Annotated in this window: 26 protein-coding genes; 23 read left to right on the forward strand and 3 right to left on the reverse strand. The window is 62.8% G+C overall.

The annotated features are described in order from the left end of the window. The first annotated feature begins 215 nt into the window (after positions 1 to 215). From HK439_RS18030 to HK439_RS18080, 11 genes are all read left to right on the forward strand, one after another. Positions 216 to 1,178 (forward strand): ArdC family protein, encoded by a 963-nt coding sequence (locus HK439_RS18030; RefSeq protein WP_038146408.1) that lies wholly within the window; start codon positions 216 to 218, stop codon positions 1,176 to 1,178. Then, positions 1,175 to 1,570, forward strand: coding sequence for a DUF2958 domain-containing protein (locus HK439_RS18035; RefSeq protein ID WP_038146406.1), 396 nt, complete (start codon positions 1,175 to 1,177; stop codon positions 1,568 to 1,570). Before HK439_RS18030 ends, HK439_RS18035 begins: the two co-directional genes overlap by 4 nt. Positions 1,571 to 1,694: 124 nt before the next feature. Beyond that, a complete protein-coding gene (locus tag HK439_RS18040) occupies positions 1,695 to 3,833 on the forward strand; it encodes a Spo0J and enkurin domain-containing protein (RefSeq protein ID WP_038146404.1) in 2,139 nt (712 codons plus the stop codon). Positions 3,834 to 3,929: 96 nt separating this feature from the next. Next, complete coding sequence (locus tag HK439_RS18045) at positions 3,930 to 4,235, forward strand: hypothetical protein (protein ID WP_038146403.1); 306 nt, start codon at positions 3,930 to 3,932, stop codon at positions 4,233 to 4,235. 417 nt (positions 4,236 to 4,652) lie between these two features. Continuing rightward, entirely contained in the window at positions 4,653 to 4,817 is a 165-nt protein-coding gene (locus HK439_RS18050) for a hypothetical protein (RefSeq protein WP_009450567.1), read from the forward strand. Between the two features lie 200 nt (positions 4,818 to 5,017). Beyond that, positions 5,018 to 5,566, forward strand: coding sequence for a hypothetical protein (locus HK439_RS18055; protein ID WP_038146716.1), 549 nt, complete (start codon positions 5,018 to 5,020; stop codon positions 5,564 to 5,566). 65 nt (positions 5,567 to 5,631) lie between these two features. Beyond that, entirely contained in the window at positions 5,632 to 6,048 is a 417-nt protein-coding gene (locus HK439_RS18060; RefSeq protein WP_038146402.1) for a hypothetical protein, read from the forward strand. After that, positions 6,041 to 6,685, forward strand: coding sequence for an antitoxin of toxin-antitoxin stability system (locus tag HK439_RS18065; RefSeq protein WP_100237026.1), 645 nt, complete (start codon positions 6,041 to 6,043; stop codon positions 6,683 to 6,685). Before HK439_RS18060 ends, HK439_RS18065 begins: the two co-directional genes overlap by 8 nt. 158 nt (positions 6,686 to 6,843) lie before the next feature. After that, complete coding sequence (locus HK439_RS18070) at positions 6,844 to 11,166, forward strand: strawberry notch-like NTP hydrolase domain-containing protein (protein ID WP_038146400.1); 4,323 nt, start codon at positions 6,844 to 6,846, stop codon at positions 11,164 to 11,166. Then, positions 11,166 to 12,203 carry a DUF7146 domain-containing protein gene (locus tag HK439_RS18075; protein WP_106754604.1) on the forward strand — a complete coding sequence of 346 codons (1,038 nt, stop codon included), beginning with the start codon at positions 11,166 to 11,168 and terminating at the stop codon, positions 12,201 to 12,203. Before HK439_RS18070 ends, HK439_RS18075 begins: the two co-directional genes overlap by 1 nt. Before the next feature lie 305 nt (positions 12,204 to 12,508). Further along, positions 12,509 to 13,435 carry a DUF2493 domain-containing protein gene (locus HK439_RS18080; RefSeq protein ID WP_038146396.1) on the forward strand — a complete coding sequence of 309 codons (927 nt, stop codon included), beginning with the start codon at positions 12,509 to 12,511 and terminating at the stop codon, positions 13,433 to 13,435. Positions 13,436 to 13,458: 23 nt separating this feature from the next. On the opposite strand, the gene HK439_RS18085 is transcribed toward HK439_RS18080, so the two are convergent. After that, positions 13,459 to 13,959, reverse strand: a complete 501-nt coding sequence (locus HK439_RS18085) for a hypothetical protein (protein WP_038146393.1) — start codon at positions 13,957 to 13,959, stop codon at positions 13,459 to 13,461. 228 nt (positions 13,960 to 14,187) lie between these two features. On the opposite strand from HK439_RS18085, the gene HK439_RS18090 reads away from it, so the two are divergent. After that, on the forward strand, positions 14,188 to 14,628 hold the full coding sequence (locus tag HK439_RS18090; protein WP_038146389.1) for a hypothetical protein: 441 nt from the start codon (positions 14,188 to 14,190) through the stop codon (positions 14,626 to 14,628). Positions 14,629 to 15,197: 569 nt separating this feature from the next. Further along, a complete protein-coding gene (locus tag HK439_RS18095) occupies positions 15,198 to 15,524 on the forward strand; it encodes a DUF736 domain-containing protein (protein ID WP_038146388.1) in 327 nt (108 codons plus the stop codon). Positions 15,525 to 15,619: 95 nt separating this feature from the next. Here HK439_RS18095 and HK439_RS18100 read toward each other — a convergent pair whose 3' ends face one another. Then, complete coding sequence (locus tag HK439_RS18100) at positions 15,620 to 16,861, reverse strand: type II toxin-antitoxin system HipA family toxin (RefSeq protein ID WP_024899153.1); 1,242 nt, start codon at positions 16,859 to 16,861, stop codon at positions 15,620 to 15,622. Beyond that, positions 16,839 to 17,159 carry a helix-turn-helix domain-containing protein gene (locus HK439_RS18105; protein WP_009450556.1) on the reverse strand — a complete coding sequence of 107 codons (321 nt, stop codon included), beginning with the start codon at positions 17,157 to 17,159 and terminating at the stop codon, positions 16,839 to 16,841. The genes HK439_RS18100 and HK439_RS18105 overlap by 23 nt, the downstream gene beginning before the upstream one ends. A gap of 319 nt (positions 17,160 to 17,478) precedes the next feature. Here HK439_RS18105 and HK439_RS18110 point away from each other — a divergent pair, with 319 nt between their 5' ends. The 10 genes from HK439_RS18110 (at position 17,479) to HK439_RS18150 (ending at position 22,516) form a co-directional block, all read left to right on the forward strand. Continuing rightward, complete coding sequence (locus tag HK439_RS18110; protein WP_020818551.1) at positions 17,479 to 17,745, forward strand: helix-turn-helix domain-containing protein; 267 nt, start codon at positions 17,479 to 17,481, stop codon at positions 17,743 to 17,745. A 60-nt stretch (positions 17,746 to 17,805) separates the two neighbouring features. Continuing rightward, on the forward strand, positions 17,806 to 18,081 hold the full coding sequence (locus tag HK439_RS18115; RefSeq protein ID WP_020818552.1) for a DNA -binding domain-containing protein: 276 nt from the start codon (positions 17,806 to 17,808) through the stop codon (positions 18,079 to 18,081). A 128-nt stretch (positions 18,082 to 18,209) separates the two neighbouring features. After that, a complete protein-coding gene (locus HK439_RS26960; protein ID WP_231958351.1) occupies positions 18,210 to 18,542 on the forward strand; it encodes a transcriptional regulator domain-containing protein in 333 nt (110 codons plus the stop codon). Then, on the forward strand, positions 18,478 to 18,975 hold the full coding sequence (locus HK439_RS18120; protein WP_235987994.1) for a DUF2285 domain-containing protein: 498 nt from the start codon (positions 18,478 to 18,480) through the stop codon (positions 18,973 to 18,975). Before HK439_RS26960 ends, HK439_RS18120 begins: the two co-directional genes overlap by 65 nt. A gap of 136 nt (positions 18,976 to 19,111) precedes the next feature. Continuing rightward, complete coding sequence (locus HK439_RS18125; RefSeq protein ID WP_010336149.1) at positions 19,112 to 19,393, forward strand: helix-turn-helix transcriptional regulator; 282 nt, start codon at positions 19,112 to 19,114, stop codon at positions 19,391 to 19,393. 19 nt (positions 19,394 to 19,412) lie between these two features. Then, a complete protein-coding gene (locus HK439_RS18130; protein WP_081874955.1) occupies positions 19,413 to 20,558 on the forward strand; it encodes a replication initiator protein A in 1,146 nt (381 codons plus the stop codon). Beyond that, a complete protein-coding gene (gene parA / locus HK439_RS18135) occupies positions 20,555 to 21,208 on the forward strand; it encodes a ParA family partition ATPase (protein WP_100237033.1) in 654 nt (217 codons plus the stop codon). Before HK439_RS18130 ends, parA begins: the two co-directional genes overlap by 4 nt. Further along, the gene (locus HK439_RS18140; RefSeq protein WP_190292903.1) at positions 21,205 to 21,459 is read left to right on the forward strand and encodes a hypothetical protein; all 255 of its coding nucleotides are present in this window, start codon (positions 21,205 to 21,207) and stop codon (positions 21,457 to 21,459) included. Before parA ends, HK439_RS18140 begins: the two co-directional genes overlap by 4 nt. Further along, positions 21,456 to 21,974 (forward strand): DUF2840 domain-containing protein, encoded by a 519-nt coding sequence (locus tag HK439_RS18145; protein ID WP_038146355.1) that lies wholly within the window; start codon positions 21,456 to 21,458, stop codon positions 21,972 to 21,974. Before HK439_RS18140 ends, HK439_RS18145 begins: the two co-directional genes overlap by 4 nt. Further along, positions 21,971 to 22,516: a S26 family signal peptidase gene (locus tag HK439_RS18150; protein WP_038146346.1), complete on the forward strand. Its 546-nt coding sequence runs from the start codon at positions 21,971 to 21,973 to the stop codon at positions 22,514 to 22,516. Before HK439_RS18145 ends, HK439_RS18150 begins: the two co-directional genes overlap by 4 nt. Positions 22,517 to 22,518: the final 2 nt, after the last annotated feature.

Here is a 22,518-nt window from a genome sequence, read left to right on the forward strand (position 1 = left end):
TTCTCCTGTCGGAAATATATGCGAGTTTCTGACAGTTTTCAAGGAAGTCCGGATAGGGGAAAGCCTTCCCCTGAGGCCGAGCCTTGGTCTCGGCCTACCCCTTCTGCGGGGAATCCCCGCAACGCCCCCTTCAGAGTGAGAGTGCGGACGGGTTTTCCGTGACGGGTTGAGGGCTGGAAGAGAGGCTTCCGGCGCCCGTCGCGGAGATCATCCCGATGGCCAGACACGATCGCAGCCCCGCAGAAGGTGGCGCGCGCAGCAACCTTTACGACGACATCACCAACAAGATCATCGCCGAGTTGGAGCAAGGGCGGCTGCCCTGGGTCCAGCCCTGGGGCGCGTCACCCAATACCGCCCCTCTGGGCCTGCCGAGAAATGCTTCAACCGGCCGTAGCTATTCCGGCATCAATATTCTGATCCTTTGGGGCGCTGTCATCCAGCACGGCTTCCCCGGTCAGGCGTGGCTGACTTTCCGCCAAGCCCTTTCGCTTGGCGGCAATGTCAGAAAGGGCGAGCGTGGCACCACTGTTGTCTATGCCGACCGTTTCACTCCCGAGGACGAGAAACGCCGTGCCCGCGAGACTGGCGAGGATGCGCATGCCATACCGTTCCTGAAGCGGTTCACGGTCTTCAATGCCGCACAATGCGATGGCTTGCCCGATGACATCACGGCAGTCACGCCGCAACCGCCGCCGGGCCTGATCGAACCTCAGGTCGAGGCGCTGATCCGGGCCACCGGCATCGACTTCCGAATTGGCGGCGATCGCGCCTTCTACATGCCCTCGCTCGACTATGTGCAGGTGCCGCCTCCGCAAGCCTATTTCGAGCCTATCAACTGGCACCGGACGGCCCTGCACGAGCTGGGTCACGCCAGCGGCCATCACAGCCGCCTCAGCCGCGATCTGACCGGCTCGTTCGGCTCGAAGAAATACGCTTTCGAGGAGATGATTGCCGAACAGGCCGCAGCTTTCAGTTGCGCTGCGCTCGGGATCGTGCCGACCGTCCGCCATGCCGATTACATCGGGTCGTGGCTGGAGGTCATGCGCGAGGATTCCCGCGCCATTGTCCGCGCAGCCTCGCAGGCCAGCAAGGCGGCGGACTGGCTGCTGTCGCATCTGCCTGTCGAGGAGATCGAGGAGCCGGATGCGAGCGTAACCGACCGGAGGGCCGCGGCATGATCCTCCTCACCGGCACACAGCGCGACCGCCTGCTGGCAAATGGCCGCCAGCGCGATCAGGATCACATCCCGGTCGTGAAGTTCTTCAACCCCCTTGGCGAGGGCGTCTGGCTCGCCACCGAACTGGACGAGGACGGCGACATCATGTTCGGCCTGGCTGATCTCGGCTATCCCGAACTGGGGTCGTGGAGCCTTACCGAAATGCAGTCAGTCCGGCTGCCCTTCGGAATGGGCATCGAGCGCGATCTGCTGTTCACCGGGGATTTCCCGATCTCGGTCTGGGCCGAGGCCGCCCGTGAGAGCGGCAGTATCCGCGCCGCTGAGCGCCTGCTCTACCGCGTCGGGGCGAGCTATTCCCGTACATCCGCCGATACAGAAAGCCGGAGTGCCTGATTTCCGGGTTTCAGGTTCTACGGCTCGCGTCGCTCTCTTCAGAGGAAGAGGGCGGCGCTTCGCTTCGTGACGGGCTGATAGCCGGAGAGAGAGGCTCACCGGCGTCCGTCATGGAGCAACTGACATGGCCACTGCCGTTCAGAAGATCACCCTGTCGTCCTCGCGCGACATTCCCTTCAACAAGCTGGTGCTCAGCCAGTCCAACGTCCGGCGCGTCAAGGCCGGGATCTCGGTCGAGGAACTGGCCGAGTCTATCGCCCGTCGCGGCCTGATCCAGTCCCTGCATGTCCGCCCGGTCGTGGATGCCGAGGGCAAGGAAACCGGCATGTTCGAAGTGCCCGCCGGCGGTCGCCGCTTCAGCGCGCTGGAACTGCTGGTCAAGCAGAAGCGCCTCGCCAAGGTCGCGCCGGTCCCGTGTGTTGTTTCGGAGGCCAGCGCCGATGTGCTGATCGACGAGGTATCGCTCGCCGAGAATATCGAGCGCGCACCGCTGCATCCGCTCGATCAGTTCCGCGCCTTCCAGACCATGCGCGAAAAGGGCATGACCGAGGAAGCCATCGCCGCCGCCTTCTTCGTGGATGCGAAGGTGGTGAAACAGCGCCTGCGTCTGGTTTCCGTCTCACCGACATTGCTCGACGTCTATGCCGAGGATGGCATGACGCTGGAACAGCTCATGGCCTTCAGCGTCAGTTCTGACCATGCCCGTCAGGAGCAGGTCTGGGAAGCGATCAAGGACGGCTGGCAGAAGGAACCTTACCTCATCCGACGCCTGCTGACCGAAACCACGGTCCGCGCCGCCGACAAGCGGGCAGTGTTTGTCGGCATTACCGCCTATGAGGAGGCTGGCGGCTGCGTGCTGCGCGATCTCTTCCAGCAGGACGATGGTGGCTGGTTGCAAGACCCGGTGCTGCTCGACCGGTTGGTGGGCGAAAAACTCAAGGCCGAGGCCGAGGCCATCGCCGCCGAGGGCTGGAAGTGGATCGAGGTCGCCATCACCTTTCCCTATGGTCACGATCATGGCCTTCGCCAGATTGTCGGCACCACAGTCGATCTGACCGAAGAGGAACGCGCCACCCGCGAGGCATTGCGCGACGAATATGACCGGCTTGAAGCCGAATATGGCGAGGCTGATGAACTGCCAGACGAGATCGACGCCCGGCTGGGTGAAATCGAACAGGCGCTGGAAACCTTCGAGCGCCGCCCGATGACCTTCGACCCCGTCCAGATCGGCACGGCAGGCGTCTTCATCAGCATCGACGCCGATGGCGCATTGCTGGTCGAGCGCGGCTATGTTCGCGCCGAGGATGAAACGCCTGCGGAACCGGAGGCTGAGATCGTTGACCCGGAAACCGGCGAGGTGATCCAGCGGGCAGAACCGGAGGTGAGCCGCATGCGTGCGGTTATCACGCTGGGCGGTCAGCCGGTCGAACCGGAGGAGGATGACGAGACCGAGACCATCAAGCCGCTGCCTGATCGTCTGGTCAGCGAGTTGACTGCACATCGCACCCTGGCGCTGCGGGATGCGGTGGCGGTGAACCCGCATGTCGCCATGACGGCACTGTTGCACCGGCTGGTCATGGATTGCTTCATGCCGCGTTCCAGCCGCGGATGCCTGGAAGCACAGGTCCGGGAGGTTCATCTGCCCGCACAGGCCGAGGATCTGCGCGATAGCGCGTCAGCCAAGGCCATCGCTGACCGCCACGAACGCTGGGGCGATCATGTCCCGGCAGACGATGCCGCCCTCTGGGATTGGCTGACCGATCTGGACGATGGATCGCGCATGGATCTGCTCGCCCATTGCGTCAGCTTCGGTGTCAACGCGCTCTATGAGAAGCCGAATCCTTACAGCGGAACGGGCGTCAGCCAGCACGGGCTGGACGTTCGCCTGTCGCAGGCTGATCGGCTGGCGCGTTCAACCGGCCTCGACATGGTGGCCGTGGGCTGGCGGCCGACGGTTGGCAATTATCTCGGCCGCGTGACCAAGCCGCGCATCCTTGAAGCTGTACGTGAAGGCGCTGGAGATCGAGCCGCTGAACTGATCGGGCACCTCAAGAAGGGAGACATGGCCAAGGAAGCCGAACGCCTCCTGGCGGAATCCGGCTGGCTGCCTGAGCCGCTGCGCATGGTGGATGATGGTGTCGAAGTCGATCCGGCATCGGGCGCTGCGGCAGAAGCCGACGATCTGCCCGATTTCCTCTCCGGCGATGGCGAGGACGACCCGGCTGACGACGAGGAAGAACAGCACATGGTCGCTGCTGAATAGTTCTCAGGCGGGGTGGCTTCGGCTGTCCCGTTTGCACCCTCCGTTTCCGCAACTCGCCCGGTCCTTGTGATCGGGCTTTTTCATTGGAGCGCTTCCATGCCCGCCATCATCGACGTCGATCAAATCTTTCTTGAGGATCGCGAACATTCCCTATCGGAGCGCACCCTGCCCTGGGAGGAAAGCCGCGACGGCATGACCGTTGTTGTGGAGCCAAAGCCCCATTGGGCCGAAGACATGCGCGTCTTCCGGCTCGATGCCCGTGAATATTGCCGCTACGCCGAATGGACAGCTCATGGCGCTCGTGCCCGTTTCTTCGGTCATATCGACACCTCAGGCGATGATCTGATGATGAAGGCGCGCGCGATGATTGCCCGCGAGATTGCCGATGGGCTTTGGAGCTGAAGACCCGATCGCAGGGTGTTGGGCCGTGAAGGTGGGAGGTCTGCACCGGACGGGTCCAATCCGGCTTCACCATACAATCCGCCGTCCCCATCAGGGCAAGCGGCAGCCATCTCTGGCCTGAACGGAACACGATCCTGATGCCAGCATGGTGGCAAGGCTGGCGCGGCAGAGCATCTGCGACGGGTATCCGGCATCCTGTCAGATGCGAAAAACCACCCCCGCTTCCATTCGCAAACCTTGGTCCGATCCGTCTCTTTGACATTCAACCCCGAAGGGGTCGGCTTACGCGCGCGTGCCGCCCTCGGGGATTCGGAAAAAGTCCGAACGCCCGAGGGTGATTGCAGATCCGGTCAGACACTTCGGGCGCCTGTCGCGCGGGGGATGGTCCCCCGCCTCCAAAGACAGGAGCCGGAACCCATGTCCTATGCAGATGCCACCGCCTTCGCCGCCAGCCTTGCCGCCACGCTGATGGTTTCGATTGTCGTGTTTCAGGCCGGAGACGGCACCCACGCCGCTTGCCCCGCCGCCGAGTTCGACGGCGACGACGACATGGTGAAGCTGGAGCTGGACCCGTGGGAGTAAGGCGCGAAAGCGCCTCATCCCCGACGGCCCGAGCGCGGAGACCCGCGCTTCGGGCCTTCATTGCCTCAAGATGGCCCCCCATCGTCGGCAGCGGAACCGGGAACAAGCCCGGTCAGAGAGGAAGAGTGCGGGCCGTTCGGCCGTGACGGGTTGATGGCTGGAGAGAGAGGCTTTTCGGCGCCCGTCATGGAGTGATGCCGATGACCTTTGCCCGTTCCGAAACCTTCCGTTCCATCGGTCAGATTCTGGCTGCCGATGTTCTGCCCGCGCTTTATCGGTCGCAAAAGCTGCCGTTGCGCATCTCATGCCTCGGCGCGGCCAGCTATGACGCCAGTGACGCGGCGAACAGCTTTGACCGCGTGATCCCGCTTGGGGAATGCCCATCACTGGACGAGGCCATACAGACCGCAGCCTTGCGCGTGGCGCGCGGTAATATTTGCACGGGGCCGGACAGCTTCCCGTTTTTTCAGCCGCGCATCATGCTCATTCAGGACCGAGATCAGCGCCTGGTCCTCGCCGGCGAAATCCGCGCCGGCATTATCCTCTGGCAACAGCCAGTCGCGTCCGATGCCGAGGCACGCAGGATCGTGACCGAGGCCAGCCGCCTGCGCGGTATGGCGTTCCGGGCTTCGGACCCCGGCGATGCGAGACGGCTGCGTTACCGCGCCGCTGCGCTGGAGGCCCGATTGGTCGATCCCTTCTGGCGCGAAACCTCGGCCGATCTGCTCCGCCTGCCGCAGGCCGCCTGAGCTTCACCCATTCCATCCCATTCGGCTCGGCCATACGCCGGGCCATGTCATGTCCGGAGACCGTCATGGCCGATTATTACACGCACTTTTCCTGCCTGCTTGACGTGGGCACCCCCGAAAACGCCGCCCGCGCGCTTGATCTCTACAACGCTCTGGCGGATGACAATGCCGTTGAGGATCCGCCTTCAGATGGCTTCCTGCTTTCCATCCAGCCAGAACATGGCAGCACGCAACTCTGGATGCGCGATGATGTCACCGGCGATCCCGAGCATGTCGTTCAGTTTGTCAAACGCTGCGCTGCCGAATTTGGCCTCAGCGGATTATGGGGTTTCCAGTACGCAAACAGCTGCTCGAAACCGCGTATCGACGGATTTGGTGGCGGGGCGCATGTCCTCGATCTTGCCACCGGCGAAACGGTGGACTGGATCTATACCGACGGCTGGCTTTCCACCGTGCTGGAGGGAGGCGATCCCTATGCCTGAGATCATCGAAACCACCGTCTATCGTCTCGATGAGCTGTCCGATGCAGCGAAGGACAAGGCCCGCGCCTGGTATCGCGAAGGCGGCTTCGATTATGACTGGTACGATGCCGTCTACGAGGATTTCCAGCGCATCACGGAAATCCTCGGATTGAAGCTCAAGACCCGTGCCGTCCGGTTGATGGGCGGCGGCACACGGCAGGAACCCTGCATCTGGTTCCGCGGCTTCTGTTCACAAGGTGACGGTGCCTGCTTTGAATCCTGGTACTCCTACCAGAAACATGGGCCGCGCCGGATCAGAGAATACGCCCCGCAGGACACCGAACTGCACCGCATCGCCGATGCCCTTCAGGCGATCCAGCGCCGCAATTTCTATCAGCTTCGCGCCGATGCCAGCCATCGCGGCCATTATTATCACGAATACTGCATGTCGATCACGGTCGAGCGCGACAGCCCGACCTGGCAGGACATGACCGCTGATGCCGAGGAGGCGGTCATCGAGGCGCTGCGCGATCTGGCCCGCTGGCTCTACCGCCAGCTTGAGCGCGAGTATGATTATCTGTCCTCGGACGAGGCTGTCGATGAAACCATTGCCGCCAATGAATACACCTTCACCGCAGCTGGTCGCCGCTTCGGATGATCCCGAGAAGACACTGACAAGCGCCCCACCGTCCGGTCGGGGCGCTTTTTTTTAGCTGCGCTTTGAGAGTCAGAGGCGGGCCGGAAGGGGTTAAGTCCGGGCGGTCGAGAGAGAGCGCTGTTCGGACCTGTCCTTTTCGCTCTCCTGAGGTTCCAGACATGAACATGGTGTTCCCCGTGACCGATCCGGTCACGCCAATGGCGGCTGCGCCCGCCATTCTGGCTGCGGCCAATCATCTGCTCCCCCATCTCGAACGCGGTCAGCGCGTCGATGCTGCCATCCTGCGCGGTGTGATGGAAACGGCCTTCGGCGCATCTGACGCTACCGGCGTCTGGGACTGGAAGCTTGCCTATGAGGCCTGCGAGGTCGCCACGGTCCTCTTCCTGCGCAAATACGGAAAGGCGCTTTTCCGTAAAGCCGCGTCTCCGGCTGCACGGATTTCCGTGCTGGCAAAGGTCGCGGGGCTGCTGCCCACGCAGACCCGACGTTCCGAGGAAAGCCAGAACTTCCAGCAATTTTCGACGCCGATCCCGCTCGGCCTTACCGCTCTGACGGCTGCCGCGATTACGCCCGATGACAGGGTGCTGGAACCATCGGCGGGCACCGGCCTTCTGGCGATCTTGGCGCAGACCATCGGCGGCTCGCTGATCCTCAACGAACTGGCCGAGACCCGGGCCGATCTGCTTGCCCAGATCTTTCCGGCTTTTGCCGTCACCCGCTTCGACGCCGCCCAGATCGATGATCATCTGGCTCCGGATGCTGTCCCCTCCGTGGTGCTGATGAACCCGCCATTCTCGGTCATGGCCAATGTCAGCGGGCGTGTCGCGGATGCGGCCTATCGCCATGTTGCCGCGGCACTGGCCCGTCTTGCTCCCGGCGGTCGGTTGGTGACGATCACCGGCGCTGGCTTTGGCCCCGAAGCTCCGGCATGGCGGGACGCCTTCATCCGCTTGCAGGCCCGTGGCCGCGTGGTGTTCAGCGCTGCCGTCGATGGTGCGGTCTATGCAAAGCACGGCACCACGATCGACACGCGGCTGACCGTTATCGACAAACTGCCCGCCGACGATCCCGCCAGTTTGCCGGCTTCGCCGGGGATCGCGCCTGATGTTGCCACGCTGATCGGATGGATCGAGGAACAGGTTCCGCCGCGCCTGCCAGTGTCATTGCCGAAGATCGTGGTTTCCGCTTCGGCCACCGCGCCGAAGACCGTGCGGGGCTATCTCGCTCGCTCGGCGGCTACGCGATCTGTCGCTGCTTCGGCCAATGATCCTGATGGCGTCGAACTCGCCTATGAGACCGTGGACTGGACGCCACCGGAAGGCGCTCGCCTGTCCGACGCGATCTATGAGGAATATGCGCTGCAATCGCTGCGTATCGCTGGTGCACAGCCGCATCCGACCAAGCTGGTGCAATCCGCCGCCATGGCCTCGGTCGCACCGCCCAAGCCTTCCTACCAGCCCATGCTGCCGCCCGACATCTGCGCGCGTCTGTCGGACGCCCAGCTTGAAACGGTGATCTATGCCGGTGAAGCCCACGCCGATCATCTCGCCGGCGCCTGGACCGTGGACGAGCATTTCGACAATGTGAGCGCCGCGCCCGAGGATGCTGCCGGATCGATCCGCTTTCGCCGGGGCTTCATGCTCGGTGATGGAACCGGCGCTGGCAAGGGTCGCCAGTCCGCCGCCATCATTCTCGACAACTGGCTGCGAGGGCGCCGCAAGGCGATCTGGATCTCCAAATCCGACAAGCTGATCGAGGACGCGCAACGCGACTGGTCGGCGCTCGGCATGGAGCGGCTGCTTGTCACACCTCTGTCACGCTTCCCGCAGGGCAAGCCGATCACGCTATCGGAAGGCATCCTGTTTACCACCTATGCCACGCTGCGCTCCGATGACCGGGGCGAGAAGGTTTCCCGCGTCAAGCAGATCGTCGAATGGTTGGGGTCCGATTTCGATGGAGCCATTATCTTCGACGAGAGCCATTCCATGCAGAATGCCGGTGGCGGAAAAGGTGAACGCGGTGATGTCGCCGCCTCGCAGCAGGGACGTGCGGGCCTGCGGCTTCAGCACGCGCTGCCCGACGCCCGCGTCGTCTATGTCTCGGCGACTGGCGCCACCACCGTCCACAATCTCGCCTATGCTCAGCGCCTCGGCCTCTGGGGCGGTGAGGACTTTCCGTTCCAGACCCGCGCCGAGTTCGTCGAGGCGATCGAATCCGGTGGCGTTGCGGCCATGGAGGTCCTGGCCCGCGACCTGCGATCTCTCGGCCTCTATACCGCCCGCTCACTCTCCTATGATGGCGTCGAATATGAACTGATCGAGCATCAGCTCACGGACGAACAGCGGCACATCTACGACTCATATGCTGCCGCCTTCGCTGTCATTCATGGGAACCTGGACGCGGCGATGGAAGCCGCCAACATCACCGGCAGCGAGGGGACGCTGAACCGGCAGGCCAAATCCGCCGCCCGTTCGGCCTTTGAAAGCACCAAGCAGCGCTTCTTTGGCCATCTGCTGACCTCCATGAAAACCCCGACCCTGATCCGGTCCATTGATGCCGATCTTGAAGCGGGCCATGCGGCCGTCATCCAGATCGTCTCGACCGGCGAAGCGCTGATGGAACGGCGGCTATCCGAGATCCCCACCGAGGAATGGAATGATATTTCCGTCGATGTCACTCCGAGGGAATATGTCGGCTCGTATTTGCAGCATTCCTTTCCGGTGCAGCTCTATGAACCTTTCAGCGATGGCGAGGGCAACCTGTCGTCACGCCCCGTCTTCCGCGATGGTCAGCCGGTGGAATGCCGCGAAGCGGTGGCGCGGCGCGACGAGATGCTGGAGCAGCTGGGTTCGCTTCCGCCTGTCCCCGGTGCGCTCGACCAGATCGTGCAGCGCTTCGGCACGGATATTGTGGCGGAGGTCACGGGCCGCTCACGCCGGATCGTGCGCAAGGGTATTGGAGCAGCGGCCCACCTAGCCGTCGAGAACCGTGCGCCTTCTGCCAATCTTGCCGAGACTTCGGCCTTCATGGATGATCAGAAGCGCATTCTGGTCTTCTCGGATGCCGGTGGCACGGGGCGCAGCTATCACGCCGAACTCTCGGCGCGAAACCAGCGGCTGCGCGTGCATTACCTGCTGGAGCCAGGCTGGAAGGCAGATGCCGCCATTCAGGGGCTGGGCCGCACCAACCGGACCAATCAGGCGCAGCCGCCGCTCTTCCGCCCCATCGCTACGGATGTCAAAGCCGAGAAGCGCTTCCTCTCGACCATCGCCCGCCGTCTCGACACGCTGGGCGCGATCACGCGCGGCCAGCGCCAGACCGGCGGTCAGGGGCTGTTCCGTCCGGAGGATAATCTGGAATCCGCCTATGCCCGCGACGCGCTGCGCCAGCTCTATCTGCTGATCGTGCGCGGCAAGGTCGAGGGCTGCTCGCTCGAACGGTTTGAATCCGCCACCGGCCTGAAGCTGATGGACAGCACCGGTGTGAAGGACGAACTGCCGCCGATCACCACCTTCCTCAACCGCCTGCTGGCGCTGACCATCGAATTGCAGGGCATCCTGTTCTCGGCCTTCGAGCAGCTTCTGCAGGCACGGATCGACGGAGCAATCGCATCCGGCACCTATGACATGGGGCTGGAGACGCTGAAGGCCGAAAGCTTCATCGTCACAGACCGGCAGGTCATCCACACCCATCCGGGCACCGGCGCGGAAACCCGGCTCCTGACGCTCACCGAGCGCAAACGCAATCAGCCGGTTACGCTCAATGCCGCCCTGGCGGAACTGGATGATCCCCGCGCAAGATTGCTCATCAACGAGCGATCCGGTCGCGCTGCCGTTCAGGTCCCGACCACCAGCGTCATGCTGGATGATGGTGAGATCGAAAGGCGCGTGCGGCTGATCCGGCCGATGGAAGCGATGAACATTCCGGTGCGGGCGATGGGCGAGACCCATTGGATCGAGGCTGACCGTGCCGCCTTCACCACAGCCTGGAAGGCGGAACTGGCCCAGGTGCCGGAGTTCACCGACAGCATCCTGCATATGGTGTCAGGGCTGCTTCTGCCGATCTGGAAACGCCTGCCGCAGGACTCCGCCCGCGTCTATCGGCTCCAGACCGACGAGGGCGAACGCATCATCGGTCGCCGGGTATCGCCGGCCTGGGCCGCCAATGCTTCGACCAGTGGCGTCACCAACAACCTGACACCGGATGCCGCCTATGCCGCGCTGATCGAAGGTCGCACGATCCTTGATCTCGCCGAAGGGCTGAAACTGCGCCGCGTCCGCGTCATGGGCGCCAACCGGATCGAACTGACCGGCTTTACTGATGCGATGCGTGACCGGCTGCGAGCCTATGGCCTCTTCAGTGAGATCATCTCGTGGAAACTGCGCTTCTTCGTGCCCGTCGATGCAACGGGGCCGGAGATCATCGGCAAACTGCTTGACCGCTTCCCGGTTGAGCGCATCGGTGAGCGGGAGGCCGCATAATGGCGCGTCTCAACGCTTCCGAACTGGCGCAGCGTCTCGGCCGACAGGCCGAGGCGGTGTGCCGCCACTATCTCTCCAATGGCCGCAAACAGGGCAATTACTGGCAGGTTGGCGATGTCCGAAACACGGCTGGCCGCTCCATGTTCGTCCGGTTGCACGACAGCGTGAAAGGCATTGCCGGTAAATGGCAGGACTCGGCCACGGGGGAATATGGCGATCTGCTGGACGTGATCCGGGACTCGCTCGGTCTGATCGATTTCACAGACGTTGCCGAAGAAGCCCGGCGCTTCCTCAGCCTGCCGCATCCTGAACCGCAGCCGCCATCCCGTCAGTCCCGCCCGCCAGCACCATCGGGATCATCGGAGGCCGCACGCCGACTCTGGCGCATGACACAGCCGCTGATCGGCAGTACCGCAGAAGCGTATTTACGCGGACGCGGGATGACGGATATACGCCAAACCGCAAATCTGCGTTTCCATCCCAACTGCTACTGGCGGCCCGAGGACGATGCCCCGACGCAAGCCTGGCCCGCCATGATCGCCGCCGTCACCGACTTCGATGGCAGGATCACCGGCGCGCACCGCACCTGGCTGGCCCCGGACGGTTCCGGCAAGGCACCTGTCGATCCGCCAAGGAAGGCAATGGGCGACCTGCTCGGACATGCGGTTCGTTTCGGTGATGCGCACGATGTCATGGCAGCAGGGGAAGGTATCGAAACCATCCTGTCACTGCGTCAGGCTCTGCCCACCATGCCGATGGTTTCCGCACTCTCGGCCGGACATCTCGCCGCTATTCTGTTCCCGCCACAACTGCGCAGGCTCTATATCGTCCGTGATAACGATCCGGCAGGGAACAGCGCCCGCGATAGCCTGGTGGACCGGGCGCACGAGGTCGGAATCGAGACCATCACGCTCTCGCCCATGATGGGGGACTTCAACGAAGATCTCGTAACTCATGGGCTGGATGCCGTTCGAGCAGAGATCCGGGTGCAAATCGCCCCCGAGGACGTCAGCCGCTTCATGGCTTCAATAGCATAGCCGGTATGGGGCCGTGATCGGGGGCGTTCCGATCCGGTCATGCGCGCAGGCTGCCTGTCATCAGAAGAGGACCGCGCCTTGGCCTTCCGAGAGGGCGATCGGCCCACAAACGCTCCGGTCAGGCAATGGCGGCGCCCGACTGATTTCCGTCGGCGGGCAAGCCCGCCTTTACAGCGCGAAACAAATCAGTCGGGCTTTGCCATCAAGGCCCTCGCCAGAGGCTCGTGCTGCCAGACCGGAGTGCCCGTGGGCGTGTCTCGCCATGAAGGCCGCGACGGTCGCGGTCCAACTGACGGAAGCATCCCATGTACGCACACGACGATTTCGAACCCGATCACAGCACGTCCCCGACCGGCCATGCCATCGAAGAACTCGAACTCTACGGCTACCGCCCCTCCGAAGACGAGGCCGATCCCCGGATCACACCCGAAGATCACGTCATCCAGGGGGCAGTCTCCGACATCTTCGACGCCCTGATTTCCACCATGGCCGACACCAGCCTCGATTTCGACCTCGACGAAATCCTCTGGTCCACCGTCAACACCTTCCACCGCGCTGTCGAACGGATCGAGCGCAAGCTTGACGATAACGAGCAGACGCAGAAACGCCTTCAACGCGAACAGGACGGCAGCGAGGTTAAATCCGTCCAGTTGGAAACCCTGATCGGCGCGGGACAAAGCCTGATCGAGCGCCGTGACAGCATGGAAATCTTCCGCGAGACTGCCGCGGACATCTATCTGCGCACCACCGGAACGCCCTGGTCGCAACGCTCCGGTTCACGGGTCAACCATCGCCAGATGACCTCGGCCATGATCGACAGCCGCGACTTCATCGCCGCCAAACGCCGGGCCGACAACGAGGTGCTGTTGCCCGCCGGGCCAAAGATCGCCTTCTCGGGCGGAGACACGACTGATCACCGGACGATCTGGGCCAAGCTCGATCAGGTCCATGCCAAGCACCCGGACATGGTTCTGATGCACGGTGGATCGCCCAAGGGCGCGGAATGCATCGCGGCCACCTGGGCCAGCAATCGCAAAGTCGCGCAGGTCGCCTTCAAACCTGACTGGGCTAAACATGCCAAGGCGGCGCCGTTCAAGCGCAACGACCAGATGCTCGGCATCATGCCGATCGGGGTCATCATCTTCCCCGGCACGGGCATTCAGGACAATCTGGCCGACAAGGCTCGCAAGATGGGTATCCCGGTTTATCGCTTCGGGACCGGCAGCGCGTGAGCGCTGCCTGTTCAGCATAAGCACTACTGCAATAGCGCCAGGTCGTCCCAACGAATTCGGACATAACGGCCTGAGCGCTTTGGCAATTGCTTGCGGCTGACCATTCGCCCGGAGACCTGGAATTCCGCATTAATTTTGACCACGAGCAGCTTGCTGAAATGCCTTGATGTATCCACCATCACCACGTCTTTGCTCTTGAAAGGAGTGATGGTTTTGATCTCGACATGATCATTTTCGAGCTTGCCGTCCGAACCTTGCGCGTAGGTCTTGTTCAACTTGATGCCGTAGGTGATGGCACCGAACAGCTCACCGATGTCGCCATACACCGATAAATGCAGGCCCGTCTCCAGATGGTAGCTCTCGGCGAGTGAGATCAGGTCCTCAAAATACGGGATCATTGATCGGATGGCGTTTGGATACTTCGCTCCCCATTCCTTGTGACGAAGCTGTTCGTCAATGTCTGACCATGTCACCCATTCGCCGTCATCATAAAATGCCCGATCTGACCAATCGACTTCTGCCATAGCTTTAACCCGCATCCTTCCGCCCAACGATATGGTCATCGTAGAGGTGCAGCAGATACTGGTCCACCAGACGCATAAGCTTTCTCATTCAAACTGCGAGTTTTCGGACAGGCCTGGCCTCGAAAGCCATCGCTTCTCGCGCGGTGAGAGGAATGCTGCTATGCTGTGATTGCGCCATGGTGGTGGTGGAAGGCGCAACCGTCCAACCTTTTGCACGGAGACACCACCATGATCGTTCTCGGAATCCTCGTTTCCATCGCAGCCATCGGCACCATGTGCTGGCTGCTGTTCAATCTCGCCGTATTCGCTTTGCCGTTCTTTATTGGCCTGAATGCAGGCGCCTTGGCCTATGATACTGGGGCTGGCTGGCTCGGCGGCATCGTCGTTGGTCTTCTCGCCGCCGGTCTGACGCTGGCTGTTGGTCAGGGCCTGCTCATGCTGATCCGCCCGATGTGGGCGCGTCTGCTGATTGCTCTGGCCTTCGTCGCTCCGGCGGGAATGGCCGGATTTTACGCCACGCTCGGTATTGTCAAGCACATGATGCCCTCGGAGATATGGCAACTCATCTTCTCGGTGATCGGAGCGGTTGCGGTGGGCGTGACGGCGTTCCTGCGCGTTGCGGGCATGGCGGCAACCGACCACGCGGACGGCGGCTTTGCACGAACCTGAACCGCAATGATCCGTTGATGGCGACCAGAAGCGGATGCTGATCGTCTTCCGTCTTCGTCAGGAAAATGGTGACAGACAGCGGCCAATCACCGGATCAACCTGGGGCACAGACGCGGCCCATAGGAGCGCAGGACGGTCGGCACCAGCGCGTGCAGACTGACGGGAACCCGCGGGTGGTGGCATGCCGGTGGAACAGGCCGGAAGCAGAGATGCGCATGATCTGAGACGCAGGGTGACAGGAAAGGCCGGTGTTGCCGGTCAGGTCATCCTGATGGAGCCTCAAGGTTGCCACATCTCCGTTCAGCCCCCGTGTCTCGACCACTCCAAACGGCCTCTTCAATGGCCTGATCTGGCCGAAGAGCAGCGCGATGCGCTTCGACCGCTTTAGCGCAACGGCGTCGTCACAACTTTCTTCCCCTGACGGCAGAGCCGCCATTCCGCGCGGAACAAGAAAGTTCCTCCTGTGCTGTCCAGCCCCCGAGGGGGTGCGCCAGCGTTCGTCTCCGGCCGGTCGATCGCCATAGAGGCCGCAATGGTGCGGGCTCGGAAACGGAAAACGGAGACTTAAAATGGCAACCATCGGCACCTTCAAGAAGACCGGCTCGAACGAATTCACCGGCGACATCGTCACCCTCAGCGTCCAGGCCAAGGGCGTGCGCATCATCCCCGACCTGCGCGCTACCGGCGAAAACGCCCCCAGCCACCGGGTTCTGGTCGGCCGCGCCGAGATCGGCGCCGCCTGGTCCAAGCGCTCCAACGAGGGCCGCGACTATCTCGGCCTCAAGCTGGACGATCCGAGCTTCAACGCTCCGATCTACGCCAACCTCTTCGATGACGAAGAAGGCGAAACCTTCTCCCTCATCTGGTCCCGCCCCAACGGTCGCCGCGGCGACTAAGGCGCGGCACAAAGGCCCCGACCGCAAGGTCGGGGCCTTTCTCATGTCCGCGGGAAAGTCGTCACGCCACCGCGCCCTGTCGTGTCTGGCACGGATCAGGCGCTTAGGATCGGGATGATGGTTTTGACATGGGCGTCGATGCGCTCCAGCACGGGCGGCGGGACCACTTCGCGCTCCGGCAGTGTCCACCATTTCGTATCAATGCGTTTCACCGTCTCGACAACGGCCTTGAGCACGGCTGGCTCGGGAAGCCTTGCCCGATTGGCAAACGTCTTCCAGCGGGCCGGGGCCAAGCCCTTGAAGGCCCGCTCGCCGCCCAGAGACAGCGCCAGCCCATCTGCCGGAATATAGGGCACGGTCGAAAGCATGTCGTAGATCGGTGCTAGAGCGGGCGTGTCGCCGTCGCCCGGGTAGATCAGCGACCAGTTCTTGAGGTGCATGTCGCCATTGCCCATGACCACCGAGAAGGTCAGCCGCCGGACAAACTCCAGCGCGGCGAACGGCGAGATCGCAACATTCAGCACAGAGGCGATGTCGTGGGAGGCGGCGCCATCATATTTGCGCGCCGGGTACAGGCCGAAAACCTGCGCGAAATCCTCGATATGGATGCGCTGCCCGTCTGCCCCGCGATCAAAACGCCGCACGAGCAGGACAAGCCCCTCGGCAAGTGTTTCAAACTCTTCGGGAATGCCCTCGAACTGGTCTCGGCTGACCAGTTCCCGCTCGGGCACATTCATGCCGATGGCTTCGGCAAGCGCGAGGTTCGCGAACTCGTTCTCCGACACGCCCGGAAAGGCGGTCGAGGGGAATTTCGCAATATATTGGCCCTCGTCATCCCCGAGCGGCAAGGTCAGCCCGCCGCCCTTGCCGGTGTTCTTCATCACCGAGAGCTTCATCTGCACGCCTGCCAGCGAGAAGCGGGCCTTGGGCCGTCCTTGGGTTGGCGCCGCCCCGATGCCGGGTTGACCGTCACTGGGCAGCACCCGAACGGCCCCCGGCAAATCCGCACCAAGGGTGGCCAGGAGATCGAAATCATTCCCCGACCGCACATTACCCGCATGGTGCTTTTCCATCGCCTCGCGCAGCCGGTCTTCGGGCAGCAGGTTGGCAAAGAAGGGCGGCAGGCTGCCTGCGACGGGTCGCGGATCCTTGCGCAAGCCCCCTGATGCCGCGCGAAGGGATAGGCTCAGAACCGGATGGCCTCCAGTCGCGCGATAGGCCGGATCAAGGCTGAAGGCGTTGAAATCACCCGGCGTCCTGACGATCGTGCCAACCTTCGCACTGTTCAGGAACACGTCCAGCGCGGTGATGGTCTCAGCGGTACGGACGGCTGTCATCGTCGCTCTCCGGTTGCGGGCTGAAGGCCGGATGATCATCCTCGGCCTCGGGGCGCAAAAGCGCCTCGATGGCGGGCACCATTGCCTGCGGGACCAGCATCATTTCCAGCCCAAGCGCCCTGGCAATGTTGATCAATGTCGTGGTGCGCGCAGCCGCCGCCCCCGTCTCGATGTCGCGGTAGCGCGGGCGCGAAATGCCCGCAAGATCGGCCACCTGCTCCTGCGTCAACCCCGCTGCAAGACGCGCGCGGCGAAAATGGTCGCCGATCAGCCTCAGTGTTTCTTCTTCCGCCTTCATGCGATGCCTTTACGGATCATTTTTGCTGCACTGATCTGGATGGGTACCATATCCAGCGCAAAACGCAAAGAAAATGATCTCCAAACATATCGCTATCATTTCCCATGGAGCGTTTAGGGATCATTCTGCGCTGGTCGGCGTTACGGCCAGCACAAGTGCTGCAATTGCGGCATACAGGCGAATCAGTCGGGCTGCATGCTCAGCCGTGCAGATAACGCCCTGACCAGATTCGACGATTTCGTATGGCGTATCGGGCGAAGACGACTAAAATAGCCGTAGTTCTGGAATGCGCGCCGGTCGCGATGGGAGGTGATCATGCATGATCACCGCTCGACAGTCGCGGGCCGCACGCGCGTTGCTGGGTTGGACGCAGGAGACGCTCGCTGACAAGGCCCGAATATCGCTGACTGCCCTGAAACGCCTTGAGTCCGAGAACCGGCTCGAGGTGTATGAGACAACGCGGGATCAGGTGCGCCGGGCGCTTGAAGCAGCAGGGATTGTTCTCCTGTCCACGGATCGCGGGCAAGGAGTGTTGCTGGTACATGGCCAAGACGAGAAGAGACACCGACAGATCCATGACGCCTGACGGGCGCGGGCGGAATCATCGATCCGCTGCGGCGGCCTGTGCTCTGTGGCGACCCGCGACATGACATCTCCGCTTCCCCCCTTCGACGATATTGCACCTGTTAGCGACGAGCTGACCGAATATGACCGCGCGCATATCAAGCTCTATATGCGGCTGCTCGATGCCGCCGATGATGGGGCGGAATGGGCCGAAGCCGTCAATGTGCTGTTCGGAATTGATCCTGTTCGGGAACCGGAACGCGCCCGGCAGGTCCATGACAGCCATCTGGGACGGGCGCGCTGGATGACACAGAGCGGCTATCGTCAGCTGCTGCGTCATCCGACAGATCGGACCTGACCTCGCCGCCGTCGCACCAGTGATGCCTTCAGAGCATCACCCCATGTCTTTGTTCTGGCTTCCATCTCGGTAGAGGCACCGCAATTCTTTCACGCTCCACCTGTGCAGTTTCAACCAGGAGCGGAGCAATGAAGCCGGATACATCCCGCTGGCGAGACCAGGACCAGTATGAATTCTACGATGCGCTGCCCGTTGAGGGCGTCGCCTGGGAATGCCTGCGCCGTAACGCGTCCTATCAGGCCTGTTTCGATGACCTTGTAGCGCAAGGCGCCGGGCATCTTCCCCTTGCGGATCACGTCCAACATCGCTGGGGGTTGCGATTTCCCGGCAGACCCCGGCTTTTCCGCGCTCGACCAACCGGTCATCTGGTCGCCTGTTGCCAATCCGGACATGCTGATGCTCGGGGCAGCGCCCGATTTTCTTCCGCCTTCTCCGTCCGCCTTATCGGTCGATCTTGCTGATGCCATCTGCGGACCAGAGGGGACATATGGTGTCTGTGATGCCAGAGACGGCGTTCAATATCTGACCCTCACCGGCACCGATGCCAATTCGCAGCCGGCGATCATCCTGCCACTTGACGAAAATCTGCCGGATCGGCTCGAAGCCATTCTCAGGCTCTGGCACATGCTGGCCGGGAAACCCGCGCGCCGCGACCCCAGGATGACGCCGTATCAGCGCCGGCGGTTTCGCCTGATGATGCAAGCTGCCGACGGAAACGCCAACCACGCGACCTATCGTGAGATTGCCATCGCCATCTACGGAGAGGCGCGCGTTCGCGCTGAGCCGTGGAAGACATCGGCTTTGCGCGCCTCTGTCATCGCCCTTGTCCGATCTGCCGCCGCGCTGATCGACGGCGGTTATCAGGACCTTTTGCGCCATCGTCGCAAACCCTGACACTGACGTCTGATCGAGGGTGAGGATTCTACCCCTTCGATCTTCCTCATCCCCCATGCCGCCGCGCCTTCGCCACCGTGCGCATGTCATGCCGTTGATCGTCAGCGGCATCCTGCACAACCACGGAGGCCACCCCATGCGACCTGATCTCGCCGCCTTGCCGCCACGCTACCTGCGCACCAAGGAAGCCGCCGATTTCCTCAGTCTGTCCGCGCGCACGCTGGAAAAGCACAGAACCTACGGAACGGGACCTGCCTATCACAAGCTCGGCGGCCGCGTTGTCTATTCGGTCGAGGATCTCGCAGCCTGGGTTGCGCGCGGATCGGTTACCTCCACGTCGGACCCACGCGGACAGGTTCTCCCGGCGAAACCTCTACCGCCGACCGCATTCACCTCGCCCAAGCGCATTACGCGCTGAACACGGCGGTCAGCCCTCTATGGCAGCGCAGCACCCATCCGCCTCGGAACGCGGGCAACTCGATCTGTTTCGGGCGCTTCCCGGTGAACTCGCGCCACGAGACGCGCAGGATCTCATGGCCTATCCTTTCTTTTCCCTTTCCAAATCGCACCGTATCCGCCCGATTGACTTTGCCTTGGGCAACGTCTCGATCCGTGTCGAAGCTGTTCCCGATCACGGTATGGCGACGATCTGGGACGCCGATATACTGATCTGGGCGGCCAGCCAGATCGTGGAAGCGCGGGACGCCGGTCTGCGCACGTCGCGCCTGATGGCGGCAACGCCTTATGAAATCCTGACATTCACAGGGCGCGGAACCTCCCTGAGGGACTATCAGCGTCTGAAGGCGGCGCTGGACCGGCTGCAATCGACCACGGTTGCAACCTCGATCCGCCAGCGCGCGAATGGACGGCGACATCGTTTTTCGTGGATCAACGAATGGCACGAGCTGACCGATGCCAATGGCCGCCCGGACGGCATCGAGATGATCGTGCCTGACTGGTTCTACAGTGCGGTTCTGGATGACGCCCTGATCCTCACCATCGACCGGGCCTATTTCAATCTGACCGGCGGGTTGGATCGCTGGCTCTATCGCCTGGTGCGCAAGCATGGTGGGCGGCAGAAAAACGGTTGGCGGTTCGACTTCCGTCACCTGCACCAGAAATCGGGCAGTCTGTCGCCGTTCAAGCGCTTCGCCTTCGAGCTGCGCGACATTATCCGCCGCCAGCCACTGCCCGGCTACACCCTGTTCGCCGAGGTCGAAACCGGCGGCCGGATGCTGCTCGCTTTCGAGCCTGTCCCGGCCTGTGGAAAACCTGTGGATAGTCTCGTGCTATCGGGAACCCGGACTATCGTGCCATCAGGAACCGGAGGCTCGTGCTATCGGGAACCCAAACACCTCCTATCCTTCGGTAACAAAAGCGAAAATCGCGCCCTTAACTTAGAGTCTAACACAGAATCTAACTTTGAAGAGCGGCGGCGCGATGTGGAAAAGCTCATCGCGAAGGCTGGTGCGGCCCTCAGATCGGGTGCCCATAAAGGCAAGCTGACACCCCCAAAGCAAGGATCGCCCGCGTCAACAAGCACGCCTGAACTTCCTCTCGGCAAACCGGGAGGACGGCGATGATTGTCGCGCTCCTCAATCAGAAAGGCGGCGTGGGCAAGACGACGCTGGCGCTGCATCTCGCCGGAGCTTGGGCCGCGGAAGGCAAGCGCGTCATCCTGATCGATGCCGACCCGCAAGGCTCCGCACTCGACTGGTCGGAGCGGCGCAGCCATGAAGGGCTGCCAAGGCTGTTCACCGTCATCGGACTTGCCCGCGATACCCTGCACAGGGAGGCGCCGGAACTGGCGCGTGACGCGGATCATGTCGTCATTGATGGTCCGCCCCGTGTCGCTGGTCTGATGCGCTCTGCGCTGCTTGCAGCTGATCTGGTGCTGATCCCGGTGCAGCCATCCCCCTTTGACGGCTGGGCATCAGCCGAAATGCTGGCGCTTCTGAGCGAAGCACGCATCTATCGTCCCGAGCTTGCCGCCCGCTTTCTGCTGAACCGATGTGGGGCGCGCACAGTCATCGCCCGCGAAACGGCCCAAACACTGGCGGACCAAGATCCGCCGTTGCTGGCCACAACGGTCGGCCAGCGTGTCGCCTTTGCAGACGCCGCACAGACCGGACGGCTGGTCTCCGAAACCGATGGCGGCGAACGGGCCGCACAGGAGGTCACAGCGCTGGTGGCCGAGATCGATGGCCTCGGTATCAGGAAGATCGTGCCATGACACGTCTGCCCGTCAAATCCGGCTTCGCATCGCGTCCGGGCAATCCCGATAGCTGGGTCAGAGCCGCCGATGCGCCGGCAACACACAAGACGGCGGCGGAGGCGTTCACCGCCCGTCTGACCATCGACATCACGCCCGAACTGCGCGGGCGCATCAAGGTTACCGCTTTCCGGCGCGGCGTCACCGTCGCCGTGATGCTGCGCGAGCTGCTGGCTCGCGAGTTTCCACCCACCGAAGGAGATAAGCCATGACCGGCAAAACCGCGCGCGCTGCGCATGAACACCCGCTGGCGAACGGGCCTGCCCCGTTCACCACAATGGTCGAACTGACCTTCCAGAAGAAGAAGGTCGAGCGCTGGATACGCTTCGGCCGCAAGAGCTTTGAGCAGATCATCGACCGCCGCCGCAGTCTGATCGGTTTTGCGCCCGAAAGCATCTTCGCCTTCGTCCGCTGGGCCTCCAACGATTACGGCACCATCGTTTCGCGGCTCGACATCCTGCGCGCCGCCGGGCGTGGCGAACCGTACCAGACCGTGCCCTTCGTTCGTCCCGGCGGCGCGATTTTGCTGCGTATCGATGGCTGGCCGAAGGTCCAGCGGGTGCTGGCCCTGATTGATGCCGTGGACGCGCTTGGCGTCGATCCGGCGGATGTTGCGCCGGACCATTGGCGGCACGTCCACAACCATTTGAGTGCCGGTCAGGAACCCAATCCCTACACCCCGGAGCGCCATGCCGCATGGGTCAGCCGCGAGAGAATCGCGCCATGAGCCGCCGTCATATACTCGCCGTGTCCATGCTGGCCGTCGGTACGCTTGTCGCCACGGCGGTTGCCGATCAGCCAACCCGGCTGATCTGGAATGCAACCGCCAGCGCGCCCATCGGCTTCTACATAGTTGCTCCCGCCGATGCGCTCGAAGTTCCCGAACTCGTCGTCATCGCGCCGCCCGAACCGCTGCAGCGGTTCATGGTCGAGCGCGGCTATATCGGGCGGGGCGTGCCGCTGCTGAAGCGCGTCCTCGGCTTGCCGGGACAGCGCGTCTGCCGCAGCGGTGCGACGATCACCGTCGATAACGTCGAGATGGGCGATGCGCTGGAGCACGACCGCATGGGCCGCGATCTGCCGGTCTGGCAGGGCTGCCGCATCATCCGCGACGGCGAACTCTTCCTCATGAATTGGGACATCCGGGACAGCCTCGACGGCCGTTACTTCGGACCTGTTCCCGCCAGTTCCGTCATCGGCCGGGCGCTCCCGCTCTGGACCGATGAGGAAGGCGATGGCCGCTACGAATGGCGGGCGGCCACGCATTGAAC

The organism is Roseibium aggregatum, assembly GCF_014692675.1.
GTDB lineage: Bacteria > Pseudomonadota > Alphaproteobacteria > Rhizobiales > Stappiaceae > Roseibium > Roseibium aggregatum_C.

Bases quoted from the DNA above. Each gene is read 5' to 3' on its own strand.
- HK439_RS18030 (WP_038146408.1), top strand. From the start codon at position 216: ATGGCCAGACACGATCGCAGCCCCGCAGAAGGTGGCGCGCGCAGCAAC.
- HK439_RS18035 (WP_038146406.1), top strand. From the start codon at position 1,175: ATGATCCTCCTCACCGGCACACAGCGCGACCGCCTGCTGGCAAATGGC.
- HK439_RS18040 (WP_038146404.1), top strand. From the start codon at position 1,695: ATGGCCACTGCCGTTCAGAAGATCACCCTGTCGTCCTCGCGCGACATT.
- HK439_RS18045 (WP_038146403.1), top strand. From the start codon at position 3,930: ATGCCCGCCATCATCGACGTCGATCAAATCTTTCTTGAGGATCGCGAA.
- HK439_RS18050 (WP_009450567.1), top strand. From the start codon at position 4,653: ATGTCCTATGCAGATGCCACCGCCTTCGCCGCCAGCCTTGCCGCCACG.
- HK439_RS18055 (WP_038146716.1), top strand. From the start codon at position 5,018: ATGACCTTTGCCCGTTCCGAAACCTTCCGTTCCATCGGTCAGATTCTG.
- HK439_RS18060 (WP_038146402.1), top strand. From the start codon at position 5,632: ATGGCCGATTATTACACGCACTTTTCCTGCCTGCTTGACGTGGGCACC.
- HK439_RS18065 (WP_100237026.1), top strand. From the start codon at position 6,041: ATGCCTGAGATCATCGAAACCACCGTCTATCGTCTCGATGAGCTGTCC.
- HK439_RS18070 (WP_038146400.1), top strand. From the start codon at position 6,844: ATGAACATGGTGTTCCCCGTGACCGATCCGGTCACGCCAATGGCGGCT.
- HK439_RS18075 (WP_106754604.1), top strand. From the start codon at position 11,166: ATGGCGCGTCTCAACGCTTCCGAACTGGCGCAGCGTCTCGGCCGACAG.
- HK439_RS18080 (WP_038146396.1), top strand. From the start codon at position 12,509: ATGTACGCACACGACGATTTCGAACCCGATCACAGCACGTCCCCGACC.
- HK439_RS18085 (WP_038146393.1), bottom strand. From the start codon at position 13,959: ATGGCAGAAGTCGATTGGTCAGATCGGGCATTTTATGATGACGGCGAA.
- HK439_RS18090 (WP_038146389.1), top strand. From the start codon at position 14,188: ATGATCGTTCTCGGAATCCTCGTTTCCATCGCAGCCATCGGCACCATG.
- HK439_RS18095 (WP_038146388.1), top strand. From the start codon at position 15,198: ATGGCAACCATCGGCACCTTCAAGAAGACCGGCTCGAACGAATTCACC.
- HK439_RS18100 (WP_024899153.1), bottom strand. From the start codon at position 16,861: ATGACAGCCGTCCGTACCGCTGAGACCATCACCGCGCTGGACGTGTTC.
- HK439_RS18105 (WP_009450556.1), bottom strand. From the start codon at position 17,159: ATGAAGGCGGAAGAAGAAACACTGAGGCTGATCGGCGACCATTTTCGC.
- HK439_RS18110 (WP_020818551.1), top strand. From the start codon at position 17,479: ATGATCACCGCTCGACAGTCGCGGGCCGCACGCGCGTTGCTGGGTTGG.
- HK439_RS18115 (WP_020818552.1), top strand. From the start codon at position 17,806: ATGACATCTCCGCTTCCCCCCTTCGACGATATTGCACCTGTTAGCGAC.
- HK439_RS26960 (WP_231958351.1), top strand. From the start codon at position 18,210: ATGAAGCCGGATACATCCCGCTGGCGAGACCAGGACCAGTATGAATTC.
- HK439_RS18120 (WP_235987994.1), top strand. From the start codon at position 18,478: ATGCTCGGGGCAGCGCCCGATTTTCTTCCGCCTTCTCCGTCCGCCTTA.
- HK439_RS18125 (WP_010336149.1), top strand. From the start codon at position 19,112: ATGCGACCTGATCTCGCCGCCTTGCCGCCACGCTACCTGCGCACCAAG.
- HK439_RS18130 (WP_081874955.1), top strand. From the start codon at position 19,413: ATGGCAGCGCAGCACCCATCCGCCTCGGAACGCGGGCAACTCGATCTG.
- parA (WP_100237033.1), top strand. From the start codon at position 20,555: ATGATTGTCGCGCTCCTCAATCAGAAAGGCGGCGTGGGCAAGACGACG.
- HK439_RS18140 (WP_190292903.1), top strand. From the start codon at position 21,205: ATGACACGTCTGCCCGTCAAATCCGGCTTCGCATCGCGTCCGGGCAAT.
- HK439_RS18145 (WP_038146355.1), top strand. From the start codon at position 21,456: ATGACCGGCAAAACCGCGCGCGCTGCGCATGAACACCCGCTGGCGAAC.
- HK439_RS18150 (WP_038146346.1), top strand. From the start codon at position 21,971: ATGAGCCGCCGTCATATACTCGCCGTGTCCATGCTGGCCGTCGGTACG.